This window comes from Enterococcus sp. ARL09-542 (assembly GCF_005234805.1).
Taxonomy (GTDB): domain Bacteria; phylum Bacillota; class Bacilli; order Lactobacillales; family Enterococcaceae; genus Enterococcus_D; species Enterococcus_D gallinarum.
In genome coordinates, this window is record NZ_QPQX01000010.1 from 42,992 (window position 1) to 56,204 (window position 13,213).

14 protein-coding genes are annotated in these 13,213 nt (G+C 44.0%); 12 read left to right on the forward strand and 2 right to left on the reverse strand.

Features of this window, described 5'->3' with window-relative positions; all coding sequences use genetic code 11:
• Positions 1-282 precede the first annotated feature (282 nt).
• Positions 283-2,328, forward strand: coding sequence for a methyl-accepting chemotaxis protein (locus tag DVW06_RS11425; protein ID WP_117474748.1), 2,046 nt, complete (start codon positions 283-285; stop codon positions 2,326-2,328).
• Positions 2,329-2,473: 145 nt separating this feature from the next.
• Here DVW06_RS11425 and DVW06_RS11430 read toward each other — a convergent pair whose 3' ends face one another.
• Positions 2,474-3,238, reverse strand: a complete 765-nt coding sequence (locus DVW06_RS11430; RefSeq protein ID WP_003129032.1) for an OmpA/MotB family protein — start codon at positions 3,236-3,238, stop codon at positions 2,474-2,476.
• A gap of 13 nt (positions 3,239-3,251) precedes the next feature.
• Positions 3,252-4,016, reverse strand: a complete 765-nt coding sequence (motA, locus tag DVW06_RS11435; protein ID WP_003129033.1) for a flagellar motor stator protein MotA — start codon at positions 4,014-4,016, stop codon at positions 3,252-3,254.
• 628 nt (positions 4,017-4,644) lie between these two features.
• On the opposite strand from motA, the gene flgB reads away from it, so the two are divergent.
• The 11 genes from flgB to DVW06_RS11490 all read left to right on the forward strand — a co-directional run bounded on the left by flgB (position 4,645) and on the right by DVW06_RS11490 (position 13,213).
• A complete protein-coding gene (gene flgB, locus DVW06_RS11440; protein ID WP_165483313.1) occupies positions 4,645-5,004 on the forward strand; it encodes a flagellar basal body rod protein FlgB in 360 nt (119 codons plus the stop codon).
• Positions 5,005-5,025: 21 nt separating this feature from the next.
• Positions 5,026-5,442, forward strand: coding sequence for a flagellar basal body rod protein FlgC (gene flgC / locus DVW06_RS11445; protein WP_003129038.1), 417 nt, complete (start codon positions 5,026-5,028; stop codon positions 5,440-5,442).
• A 7-nt stretch (positions 5,443-5,449) separates the two neighbouring features.
• Positions 5,450-5,773, forward strand: a complete 324-nt coding sequence (gene fliE, locus DVW06_RS11450) for a flagellar hook-basal body complex protein FliE (RefSeq protein WP_003129040.1) — start codon at positions 5,450-5,452, stop codon at positions 5,771-5,773.
• 27 nt (positions 5,774-5,800) lie between these two features.
• Entirely contained in the window at positions 5,801-7,423 is a 1,623-nt protein-coding gene (gene fliF / locus DVW06_RS11455) for a flagellar basal-body MS-ring/collar protein FliF (protein WP_003129041.1), read from the forward strand.
• A gap of 10 nt (positions 7,424-7,433) precedes the next feature.
• On the forward strand, positions 7,434-8,438 hold the full coding sequence (fliG, locus tag DVW06_RS11460) for a flagellar motor switch protein FliG (protein ID WP_137264684.1): 1,005 nt from the start codon (positions 7,434-7,436) through the stop codon (positions 8,436-8,438).
• Positions 8,422-9,180 (forward strand): FliH/SctL family protein, encoded by a 759-nt coding sequence (locus tag DVW06_RS11465; RefSeq protein WP_005472971.1) that lies wholly within the window; start codon positions 8,422-8,424, stop codon positions 9,178-9,180. Before fliG ends, DVW06_RS11465 begins: the two co-directional genes overlap by 17 nt.
• Entirely contained in the window at positions 9,177-10,529 is a 1,353-nt protein-coding gene (gene fliI, locus DVW06_RS11470; protein WP_003129045.1) for a flagellar protein export ATPase FliI, read from the forward strand. The genes DVW06_RS11465 and fliI overlap by 4 nt, the downstream gene beginning before the upstream one ends.
• A 22-nt stretch (positions 10,530-10,551) precedes the next feature.
• Complete coding sequence (gene fliJ, locus DVW06_RS11475) at positions 10,552-10,971, forward strand: flagellar export protein FliJ (RefSeq protein ID WP_003129048.1); 420 nt, start codon at positions 10,552-10,554, stop codon at positions 10,969-10,971.
• A gap of 65 nt (positions 10,972-11,036) precedes the next feature.
• Positions 11,037-12,410: a flagellar hook-length control protein FliK gene (locus DVW06_RS11480; protein WP_137264685.1), complete on the forward strand. Its 1,374-nt coding sequence runs from the start codon at positions 11,037-11,039 to the stop codon at positions 12,408-12,410.
• A 12-nt stretch (positions 12,411-12,422) separates the two neighbouring features.
• Positions 12,423-12,854 (forward strand): flagellar hook capping FlgD N-terminal domain-containing protein, encoded by a 432-nt coding sequence (locus DVW06_RS11485; protein WP_003129052.1) that lies wholly within the window; start codon positions 12,423-12,425, stop codon positions 12,852-12,854.
• Entirely contained in the window at positions 12,851-13,213 is a 363-nt protein-coding gene (locus DVW06_RS11490; RefSeq protein WP_096711032.1) for a flagellar protein, read from the forward strand. Before DVW06_RS11485 ends, DVW06_RS11490 begins: the two co-directional genes overlap by 4 nt.

A 13,213-nucleotide genomic window follows, 5' to 3' on the forward strand; every position in this document is an offset into this window, starting at 1 on the left:
CTATGGAAATTCTTATTGTGCTCGTTTAACTAAACCATGCGGTATCACCGTATGGTTTTTTAGTCGATTCTACAAGGTTTTTAGCTATTGTTTTGAGTGGTTTCTCCTACAGGACGATTTCGGTTCAGTGTTATTTGTATGGTGGAAAAGCAATGGCTGCATTTTCTACTAATGAACGCTCTTAATAGTTCGGTGAAATGACCGATTATCTTTACTGAGGGTCGTCTTCAGACGAGTCTTCATTGGATAGTGTGAAATTGTAAATGAAGGAGTGGCACATTTGTGAAAAAAAGGAAAAAAACGATAGGAATTTATGTGATGGTCACCTTGATTTTGGTTGCGGGGATCCCGATCATTGTCATGCTGACAAGTTCTTATTTGACCACAAAGGATTTATTGATTCAACGAAATGATTTGAATAAAGAAAGTGCCGTTAATTTGATTTTGGCGGAAGAAAAAAGCTTACGTCAATCGACGGAAAGAAAATTGAAGTCAATGGCTGAACTGCCATCCATGAAAACAGAATTTAGTATGGCACGTATCCGCTCAGATCTTTCTTTAGCAATTGCTGGAACCAATAGCTTTCTAGAAGTGACATTTGGAACGGAAGATGATGAGTATGTGACCTTCAACCCTTTGCCAGATGATTACAAACCAACGACTCGTCCTTGGTACAAGGGGGCCGTTAAAGCCGAAGGAGAAGTATATTGGACAGACCCATATTTGGATACGGTAACGAACCAATTTGTGACATCAGCCTCCATTATGATTAAGAATTCCCATAATCAAGTAGGGGTTTTGAGTGTAGATGTTTCATATGAAAGCATTCAAGACATTTTGTCTGACTTTACCGTTGGACGAACAGGAAATATTACATTAGTTTCAGAATCTGGGATCATTGTCACTTCAAAGAACACGAAACAAATCGGTAAGAATATCAAAGAAGAAGAAGTATTCCAAAAGATCAAAGAAGCAAAAGATCCTAATGGTAAGGTCGGTTTGGGCGACTCAAATAAAGTCAACGATGTGTTGTACGACAAATCTGCTGATTCCAATGTTTGGGCTTATTCCGAAGTCAAAGCCAGTGATTTAGATAAAGAGTTAGGAGCGTTAGTCCGCACGACGATCATCGTCACAATCCTGATGTTGCTATTTGTAGGACTTGTTTCCTATGCGGCCATTAAAATAGTAGCAGCGATCATCGATTGTTTCAATCACTACTTTAGAAAAGTCGGTGAAGGCAAACTAGAGAAGATGAGCCAGTCTAAAAGAGTTAAAGGCGAAAAATGGACTTGGGACCAGTTAGCCCGTCGAGTCGTTTATCCAGATAAAACTGGGAATGAGATTCAGCAAATGGCAGACAATTATAATGTGATGATCGAAGGCACTGGCGCATTGATCCAAAAAGTGCAAAAAGAAAGTAGTAGTGTCGCAGAAATGTCCGATTCTTTATTGGAACTTTCAAAACAAACCAATATTGCGACAGAAGAAGTCTCTCAAACCATCACGGGTATTGCAGAAGTTACCGGTGCACAAGCTCAGGAAACAGAATATAGTGTGTCGCAAATGCAAAATCTTACGCAAGTAATTAAAGAATTACGAGATAACGTTGGCGGAATGAGCAGCAAGTCGCAAGAATCCACGAAGATTAATCAAGAAAACTTAACGATCATGGATCAAGTCGATGACAGCTGGCGTCAAGAATTGGCACAGATGGAACGCTTAATGTCAAACATGACGGGAATGAATGATAGTATCCAAAACATCAATTCAATCATTGGGGTCATCAACGATATTTCTTACCAAACAAACTTGTTAGCTTTGAATGCTTCAATTGAGGCAGCCAGCGCGGGAGAGTCCGGTAAAGGGTTTGCAGTTGTTGCTGCTGAAATCCGTAAATTGGCGGAGCAAAGTAAAGCTTCTACCAAAGAAATCGAAGCGATTATTGAAGAAATTCGTGAGCAATCTAGTCAAATGGTCAAACAGACGTCAGCTTCTGTAAAAGGTGGCGTACGACAAACCAACTTAATTAAAGAAGCAATTTCGTCTTCAAAAGAAGTATTTCAACGCAGCAGTTATATGATTGAAGGTATTCATCATATTGAAGAAGCAAGTGCACGTATTGAAAACATTCAAAATAGTGTGTTGGAAAACTTAGAAAATATTTCTGCATCAACGGAAGAAAATGCCGCTGGTACACAAGAGGTTTCCGCAAACGCGGAAGAAGTTTTAGCTACCATGGATGAATTCACCAACCATGTGGCAGACCTAAGAGACATCGCGGAAGAATTGAAGCGATTGACTAATCGATTTGAAGTGGAAAAATAGAACAAGAAGAAAACATTCATCAGCTATTCGAAAGCATAGCTGGCGAATGTTTTTTTACTATCAAAGAAGATGCTACAAAAAAAGCCAAGACTGATGTCAGCAGTCTTGGCTTTTCATGAAGATGTTTATAAACAATTATTGCTGGTTAGTGAGCCATTTCTGTCCGCTGGATGATCATCTCTACACGACGATTTTCCGAGCGGCCTTGCGGGGTGTTATTATCAGCTTTGGGTTCCGTATCAGCAAAGGCTTGAATTGCGGCATTCTTTTCTAAGACGGCCCCTTTACTGATGAAATACTCCATAACGTTAATGGCACGGGCCGAACTGAGATCCCAGTTGGATTGGTATCGGCCATTGCCTTTTTCCGGTACGTTATCGGTATGACCTGCAATCACTATTTTGTTGGTTTTTAGTTTTTTCAGTGAGTCAGAGAGCAAATCCAGTGACTGCCGAGTGGTGGCTGTGATCTCAGCACTGCCCGATGTAAACAGGATACTGCTAGCCAAAGTGATATGGAGCCCATCAGATTCTAAGCGAACTTCTGTTTGATCTTTTAGGCCTGAAGAAGCTAATTCTTGTGATAGCTGATCGCTGATTTTTTGCAATTGTTGATTTTCCAGTTGAGTCCGTACAGAGGCTTCCTGTGCTTGTGCTTCCGTAGATGTGGGTGCTTTTTTTCCCGTATTAGTCTCCCCCATATCGATCACGGATCCGATCACAGAGGAGCTGCTATGGTGACTAGAAAGGATGGTGCCAAATTCACTTCTGATTTCTTGAAATTTCTCATCATCGACTTTCGCCATAGCAAACATGACAATGAATAAAGCCAGCAGTAAGGTCAACATATCTGAGTAAGGCAAAAGCCACGCTTCGTCTACGTGTTCTTCATGTTTCTTTTTTCGCTTCATATCGGTTCATCCTTTATAATTGTTCTTCCCGTTTTTTAGGATCGATCAAGCTATATAATTTCTTCTCAATGCTTTTTGGCGATTGTCCGGCTTGGATTGCTAAGACCCCTTCAACGATGATCGACATCATTTGGACTTCTTGCTCAGATTTCAAGGATAGCCTTGAGCTAAAGGGAATGAACAGAACATAACCGAAGAAAATACCATAAAGAGTTGCCACGAAGGCAGCTGAGATCATGTGTCCTAAAGCTTCTACATCTTCTAGATTGCCTAGCGCCCCAATCAGCCCGATCACGGCACCCAAGACCCCTAAAGTTGGAGAGCTAGTTCCAGCGGTTTTGAAGATAGACGAGCCAATACGATGGCGTTCTTCTATCCCATAGATCTCATTCTCCATGATTTCTTGTATCTGTTCGGCAGCAATGCCATCAACCACCATTTCTAAACCTTTTCTTAAAAATGGATCTTCCAAGTTTTGGATGGCGCCTTCAAGAGATAATAAACCATCACGACGTGCTTGGTTGGCCAATTCAACAATCGTATTGATCGTTGTTTTTAAGTCGTATTCTTTATTTTTCAGCAGAACGCCGAAGATTTTCGGGATTTTTTTGATATCACTGCTGGGAAATGAATTGATAACGGCTGCGATCACACCGACGAAAATAATGATTGCGGCTGCGGGGTTGATTAGGACAGCCACATTGGCCCCTTTTACAATCATTCCAACCACCACAGATATCAATCCTAAAATAATACCGATCAGCAAGAAAAAATCCATTTGTTGCGTCCTCCCAAATTCTTTATTCCGGGTTTTAACCCTTTTCTATTTTTATCGGTGAATTAAAATTATTCTTAATAGCAAAAAAAATAATCCTAAAAATAACTGAGATAAAATTACTGATTCTTTTAATTTTTGTTTTTTTGGATAAAAAGTCCAAGCTTTTTTATGAATGGTATAGTTTGTATATCCTGTGGAAATTTTCAGATGGTATCGTTTTTTTGGTGAAGTATGTCTCGTTTTTTTACCATTTATACAGGCGTTCAGTAAAAAAAAAGTTAATCATTTATATACATAATGAACGTTTTTTTATCAAAATGCATCCTTTTATAGAAAACTAAAGATAGCCATATAAAGCGTTTAATCGAGAGAGACTTCTTTTTAAATTTGCTGATCAGTTTGTGATGAAACCTAATTTAATAAATAACATAACATGATTGTAACTTAACTGACATATCTGTAAAGTTGTAAAATCAAATTGTAAAATAAAAGCAATTCTAATATAATGACATCACGTGTTCTTGTTTTTTTAATCTATAATATAAAAAAATATTGAAAAAAATAAATATATTTTTCTCTGGCCCATAAAAAAAGCATTTGGTACAGAATATGGAAGGAGCAATTACTGTTGGATACCTATAATTTATTAAAAACAGCCATGAACGTTTCTGCACAACGCGCAGAATTGATTTCGTCTAATATCGCCAATGTCAACACGGATGGGTACAAAGCAAAACGCATCGTGTTTGAAGGCGAATTAAAGCAGGCACTCGCTTCATCAGGGACGGACGCTGCAACAGAAGCGTCAGTTTCTCAAGTAAAACCGAAAATCACTGAAAATGCAACTACCAGCATCAAAGACAACGGCAATAACGTGGATCTTGAAGTGGAGATGTTGGATCAAGCAGCCAATGGGTTATATTACAGTGCATTGACCGCACAAGTCAACGGACGCTTGCAAATGATGAACCTTGTATTGAGTAATTGATAGAAAGCGCAGGAAAAACAAATGGGTATGTTTAACGGACTAACGATCAATGCGAGCGGTCTAGCATTGGAACGGTTAAAACTAGATACGATCTCCAGCAATATCGCAAATGTAAATACGAATCAAACACAAACAACAGCTGCTTATCAAAAAAAGAGTATTCTTTTTTCAGAAAATTTAAAAAATAGTCGCGAAGGAACACCGGCTACATATGGTGTCAAAGTGACGGGGATCGCTGCCGATGAGACAGAAAAGCTGACCTATGATCCTACCAATCCCGCTGCCAACGATGAGGGATATGTCGGTCAATCAAATGTGGATATTGCCGATGAAATGGTGGCAATGTTGCAAGCGGTTCGAACGTACGAAGCCAATGTTTCTGCATCAGAAATGAATAAAACGATCTTGAAAAAAGCATTAGAAATATCAAAGGGGTAACGAGAAAATGGATGGACTTTTAACGACAGGATTAACAGACTACCAAAACGTTTTGCGGACACTAGGCACGGGGGCTGCTTCAAACGAGACCAGTGTTGCAGGCGCCAAGGAAAATCAGTTTTCTTCCTACTTGACCCATGCGGTCGATCAGTTGAATCAAAAAACGACGGTCATGGATCAAGATACTGTAAATTTGATCACCGGCGATGAAAGCGATCTAGGCAATGTGATGATTCGTATGACGGAGGCGCAACTGGCGCTACAAACAGCCGTTCAAGTAAGAAACAAGTGTTTAGAAGCTTACAATGACGTGAAAAATATGCAGTTTTAGCAGTGGGTGAGGGAATAAGGATAAATGATGGATAAAGTGAAAGAATGGACAGAACAACTCAAAGACCGTTGGCAAATGCAAAGCTCTTTAAAGAAAATGATCGTTGTTCTTTCCGTTATCAGCGTTCTCGGAATCACAGCAGCTGTTTATTATTTAAATACGCGAATTGAATACGGTATCTTGTTTACGGATCTGAGCGATGCCGATGCGGGAACGATCAGCAAGGATTTGGAGGAACAGCAGATCGCCTACAAATTAGCTGACAATGGAACGACGATTTTGATCGATAAGGACCAAGTCGATGAATACCGCATCAATCTTGCCGTGGACAATAAGTTACCAAATACCAGTACAGGCTTTGAATTATTTGATGATGCCAACATGATGACAACGGACGAAGACCGCAAAATCATGTATCAGCGGGCAGTAACGGGCGAACTACAGCGAGCGATCGAGTCGATCGATGCAGTCAAATCCGCCAAAGTTTTACTCGTGATGCCAGAAGAAAGTGTCTTTTCTTCTGAGGAAAGTGCGCCAACCGCCTCCATCGTGTTGACCTTGAAAAATCAGCAGATCTCAGACGAGTCCGTGCAAGGGATCGTTACCTTGACTTCCGGCGCAGTGGAAAAGCTGAAGCCAGAAAATGTAAAAGTCGTTGATAGCGCGGGCAATACCTTGACTAGAACCGAAGATGAAGCCAGTCAATTAAGTGGCCTGAACAATAAATACATTGCCATCAAAGATTCCTATGAAAAAACGCTAGAAGAAAAAGTAGCGAAGTTGCTGACACCGATCTATGGTGCAGACAAATTCCAAGTGTCGATCAATTTAGACTTGAATTTTGATTCGATCGAGCGAAAGAAAGTCACTTATGATGACCCAGAGATCAAGAGTGAGACAGTGCAGGCTGCTGGTTCGCAAGGGACCGTCCAAGAAGCCCAAACAGGCACGGTGGATGACAATGTCTCCAATGTGACGGGCACAGATGGAGAGGGAAACAATTCCTACAGCCGTTCCGTTGAAAACGAATTGGATACCGAGACCACCACGACCATTACGGCCCCTGGCATGATCGAACGAATGACCAGCTCGATCGTGATCAATGCGAACCTTTCGCAAGCGGATCAAGCAGAATTGCAGCAGTTGATTGCTAGTGCTGTCGGCTATGACAATGACCGTGGTGATCAAATCGCGATCCAAGGATTTGACTTTGCCCAAGCAGAGGTTGATCCAGCCGCTGATCCGCAAGGGAATGAACCGATTGCAGCTGCCAAAGGTTATCTCAAGTATGCCATCATCGGCGGCATCGTGTTGACCTTGTTCTTAGTGATCTTAATGATCGTTGGCGTGATCCGACGTCGTCGTAAAGAAGACGAGCTGGAAGTCGATGTGACGGAGGAAATGGTCACTTTTGCACAACCGTCCGCAGTTAGCACTGGAGCAAGTCCGACAGTTGCACAAGAAGTCGTTTTTGGTGGTGTCGGCAATCGGTCTGCTGAAACGAAACCAGCGGCGCCAGAAGCATCCACACAAGAAACCGCAGCAGAACATTCAGGAGAACCAACATTGGATCAAACGGCTAGAAATTATGCCGAAAGCAATCCTGAAGTAGCGGCGGAATTAATCAAAGCTTGGATGAAAGAAAAATAAGGGGGCAGCCATGGATACAATAGATGGGGTAAAAAAAGCAGCGATTCTTCTGATCTCTCTAGGATCAGATACCTCTGCAAGGATCATGAAGCTGCTGCCAGAATCATTTATACAAAAAGTGAGCTATGAGATCGCCAACATCGACTTTGTCAGTCCCGAAGAGCGGGATCAAGTGTTGGAGGAATTTTCTCATACCGCAACGGCCCGCAAATATGTCTTAGACGGCGGGATCGATTATGCCAAAAATTTGCTGAACCAAGCATTAGGCCCTCAAAAAGCCAAAGAAGTCATTGACGTATTGACTCAGATTCAGCTGCGGGAACGGCCCTTTAATATCGCTCGCAAAGCCGATGTTCAACAGTTGACCAATCTGTTGATCGGTGAACATCCACAAACAGTAGCGTTGATTTTATGCTACATGCAGCCGGACAAAGCGGCCAGCGTCTTGTCGCAGTTTCCTGATCATTTGCAAGTGGAGATCGCTGAACGGATCGGGACGATCTCCAGTACGTCGCCTTTGGTGATCGAACGGATCGAAAAAGTGATCGAGAACAAATTCTCGAATTACATTGAGAACGATACGGAAAATGTCGGTGGTGTGCACACACTGGTAGAAATCTTGAACTCAGTCAGCCGCAGCACCGAAAAGAACATTTTGAACGACTTAGAAAAGCGGCAACCAGAACTATCCAACGAAGTGAAATCCAGCTTGTTTACTTTCGAGGATATCGTGACCCTCGAACGCTTGGATGTTCAAAAAGTCTTACGAGATGTTCAAAACGATGTCTTAGTCTTAGCGCTTAAAGGCACGACCGATGACATCAAGAACTTTATTTTCTCCAACCTCTCATCACGGGCGGTGGAAAATCTACAAGAAGAAATTCAATTTATGGGTCCTACCCGCTTGTCTGCTGTAGAAGAAGCCCAACAAAGTGTGGTGGCTGTAATTCGACGGCTAGATGAAACCGGTGAGATCTACATCGGAAGGGGCGACCAAGATGCAGTGGTCAAATAGCAGTTTATTGAAGCAGCAGGCGGTCAAAACGACCGAAGCTGCTCGCAGTATTTTGACGGATACGACCATCAAAGTGCCGATTGAGAAAGCAAGCTTAGACCCAGAACTGCAAGCGGCTAGACGTGCACGCCAGTTGGAGCAGGAACGGCATTTGCAGCAAATGGAAGCCTTGAAGCAGCAGATTTTGACCGATGCACAAGCACAAGCAGCGCAAATTCTAGCAGAAGCGAGAGCGGAAGGCTTTCAAGCAGGACAAGCAGACGGCTTTCAACAAGGCTATCAAGAAGGACTCAATGCCAGCAAAGAAGCCGCGCAAGCATTGATGTCACAAGCCCAAGCCAATGTCGCTGAAGCCGTTTCTGAGATCAACACCTTTCGCTCAGAAAAAAAGCAAGAAATGATCGCTTACGGCACGGCAATCGCCGAAGCCTTAATCAATCAACGTTTTACAGACGAGCAAGCAGGCTTCCTGCCTTTTGTGGAGTCTGTGCTATGGCAATTTGAACAACCCGATCAATTTGTGACTGTTCGCAGCCAAGAGCAGCATCTTGCAGCGTTGCGAGAATTGATGGAAACCAAAAAGCAGGCGATCAGCGGGTTTCGCTATTTACTCATGGCAGATGACAGCTTGGCGGAACACGATTTTTGTATCGAAACTGAAAATGCCTTGGTGGTTTTTGAACTGAGGAAAGAAATCGATCGCTTTTTGAGCCAATTTCTAGAAAGCAGTGTGAAGGAATGACGTTTGAATTACCGATCACAGAGATGCGCAAAACGGCGCAATCACAGCCGTTTTTTACCACCTACGGCAAAGTCAGCGAAGTCGTAGGTCTGCTGATCAAAGTCGAAGGGTTGGCGGTTTTCATAGGAGAAATCTGTGAAGTCGCACTGCAAAACAAGACACATACAGCTTTAGCCGAAGTCGTGGGCTTTGTGAAAAAAACCGTGCTCCTGATGCCCCTTGATCAGCTAGAAGGCATCGGACCCGGCTGTTTGGTGCGGCCAACTGGCAAATCATTGACGGTAAAAATCGATGATACGCTGCTAGGGCACACCTTAGATGGACTAGGACGACCGTTAGATATGGCGCTGGATCTGGAAAGTGCGCCAGAATATCCAGTTAGTCAAGATTCTCCTGACCCCTTTCGTCGTCAAAAAATCGCTGAGATCATGCCGACAGGTGTCCGGGCGATCGATGGTCTCTTGACTGTTGGCCTTGGCCAACGGATCGGCATTTTTGCCGGCAGCGGGGTCGGTAAGAGTACCTTATTGGGGATGCTGGCTCGTTATTGCGAAGCCGATGTCATCGTGATCGGCTTGATCGGCGAGCGAGGAAGAGAAGTCAAAGAATTTATTGAAAATGATCTAGGCCCAGAAGGCTACCGCAAGTCGGTCGTTGTCTGTGCTACCTCCGATATGCCGCCCCTCGTACGACTAAAAGGGGCTCATGTAGCAACGGCGATCGCTGAGTATTACCGCGATCAAGGCAAGAAAGTCGTATTGATGATGGACTCGGTGACGCGTTTTGCGATGGCACAGCGGGAGATCGGTCTATCGACAGGCGAGCCGCCGACGACCAAAGGCTATACCCCTTCTGTGTTTACAGCTTTACCGAAGTTGTTAGAACGCAGTGGGATGTCGGACAAAGGCTCGATCACTGCTTTTTATACCGTCTTGGTAGAAGGTGATGACATGAATGAACCGATCGCTGATGCGGTTCGGGGGATTCTTGACGGACATATTCTGTTGTCCCGAAAAATCGCCGCTCAAAATCATTATCCTGCCATCGATATTCAAAATAGCCTCAGCCGCTTGATGAAGACCCTCGTTTCTGAGAAGCAGCATAAACATGCGGGGGAACTAAAAGAAAACATGGCCGTTTATGCAGAAGCCAAGGATTTGATCGATATCGGTGCCTACAAAAGCGGCAGTAATGCGTTGACCGACCAAGCGATCGCGCTGCATCACCCCATCCTACGGTTTTTACAGCAAAAAGTGGATGAGCGGATCCCATTTGAACAAACGATTTTTGAACTGGCGCATTTGTTCAGTGAAGAAGCGCTGATCGAGCGCCAGCGTTCAACTATGTAAAAGAGATCATAAAGGAGCAGCTATGCAAGCATTTCACTTTTCCTTAGAAAAAGTATTGGATCATCGAAAAACTATTGAGCAAGAAGCCAAACGAACTTACGCCCAAAAACAACAACTATTGATTCAGCAAGAACAGCGCCTGAATACGCTGACACAGGAAAAAGCCCAGCTTTTTGATGTCAATGAGATGACCATTGGGCGGATGCAAGTGCAGCAACGTTATTTGCTTGCGTTGAATGCCACCATCGATGAGGTTCAAAACAAAATGTTTCACGTGAAGCAAGAATTGGCAGAGTCGTTATCGGTGGTGGTAGAAGCGCAGCAGGAACGCAAGATCGTGGAAAAGCTGCGAGAAAAACAATTTGCTGAATACATCTATGAAGAGCAATTGGAAGAGCAAAAGCAATTGGATGAGTTCGGCAATCGCGCCTTATTTTCTTAAAGAACTAATGGTTTTAGTGATAAGACGACCTTGGTTTCAAAGCATCAGCTGAGAGGAGGTGAACAATGAAAGAGATCACAACAAGTGCCGTATCCCCTGTACCTGTCGGCAGCAAATCAAAAAAGACGGAGGCGTCACCAGAAGCCTTCAGTTTGCTGATGCAACAGCTGACGGAACAGACCGCAAGCAATCTGTCAGCACCCTTTGAAACATCAGGTATGACGGAGCAAAACGCCGTTGCACCAGAAATGTGGGTTGCCAGCAGTATGGAACATCTGCCGCAGGAGCCAGAAATCACTTCAGCACCCGAACAGCTTGCAACGACACAAGCGCCAGGAATGAGCCAGATCAGCCAGGCACCTTTTGCAGACTTGGTTCATGAAGCGCCACAGGCATCGATGGTAACGGCGGAGCAGAACCAAACGAGCGCCGGCACAGCAGCTTCTCCCGACAGTGTTTCAGCAGCTTTAGCACCAATAGACGTAGCCACCACAGTCATCAACCCCTCCGAGTCTACGCTTGAAGGTCTAGATTTGATGACAAATGACAGAAGTGAAGCCGCAGCAACAACGCTTGAAACGCCTTTGCCAGAAGACTTAGTAGGCGAAGAGCAGTCCACGGCAAAAGGGATCGCTCCTTTCAAGGAAATCAAGGAAATCGATTCAGTAACAAAAACTGCGATTGCGGAGACGACAGAAGCACAGCTGAAACAGTCCACCGAAGGGACCGCTCAATTGGGCCAAAGGGGACCATTGGATCAAGCGTCGCCAGTGACCCACCAAGCGACGGATACGACTAGTACCTTGCAAAGCACGAATGAAACAGTCGCCAAAAAAGCGGAAGCTGTTTCTGCACAAGCCATTGCTTCTTCAACAGCAACTGACAATGAAATGGTGGCACCAGCGCTGCAACTGCTTGATGTTTCTCCCCTTTTGACCAAGCAAGGACCCACACCAACAAAAGCGAATATGGAACAAGCGGTCCTACCCTTAGCAAAAGCGGCTGCCCAACTCGTCCAAACGAGCAGCACGGCAAGCGAGAAAAAAATCACGCTGCAATTCGTTCCTGAGAAATTAGGCACGATCCAGCTTTCTCTAGAAACGAATGCCCAAGGCAGTCGCTTAGAACTGACTGTTCAGCAGCCGCAAGCCAAAGAATTATTGCTGTCCATCAAGCATGAGCTAGAGCAAGTTTTGCAAAAGCAAGAGCAGCCGATCCTAGTGATCAAAGAACCTACGTTAGCTTCTGTCCAGCAGGCTGGTCCGCTGTCAAATCAATCCTTTGCCGGCAGTATGATGGCAAGTGACAGTCAGTTAAGCCAACAGCGTTTTTTACAGGCTCAAAAAGGACAAAGCAAAAAGCCGTTTCATCAAAGCAATACGGCTGAAGAAGAGCAGCAATTAGCACCGATCGATCATGCGATCAGTATTTTAGTGTAAAGGAGGAGAACTATGGCAGATGAAATTACAGCAGCTGCGGCCGGTATTGCCAATACATCGGCATTAACGCAAACAAAAAAATCTTCAGATATCTCCATGGATGATTTTTTGAAGATCTTAGCAGCATCTATGAGCAACCCATCGATGGGAGGCAGCGATTCTTCTGGTGGTGGTAGCACCGACTATATCTCGCAACTGGTTCAATTTACGACCTTAGAGAGCTTGAATGAATTGAGCGAAACGTTGACGACCTCGGTGATTTTACAGCAACAGCAGCAAGCTTTTAGCTTGATCAATAAACAAGTCACCCTGATGGACGGCACAGAAACATTGTCAGGAACCATCGAAAAGGTCCGCTTTGCCAATGGCTACGCCACGATCGTCGTAAATGGCAAAGAATACAGTATGAGTGCGATCCAAGAGATTGGTGGCGAAGCAAAATGAGTTTGACGATTCAACAGGGGCTGCAAAAAGTTGCCGGGGAGCCTTATCAAAATCCCCGCAAAGTCGTGGACAAACAAGCCTTTTCTTCAATACTTGAACAAAAACAAAACGACATCAAAGTCTCGAATCATGCGCAAAAGCGTTTGACTGCAAGGGAATTGACCTTACAAGATGATGATTATCAATCCCTTTCAACGGCGCTTAGTGAGCTAGCGGAAAAAGGCAGCAAAGAATCACTGCTCGTTTACAAAGATATGGGCTTGATCGCCGATGTCCATTCACGAACCATCATTACGGCGATGGGGATGAATGAACTTCACACAGTCACCAATATTGACAGCGCCACATTTATCAAATAG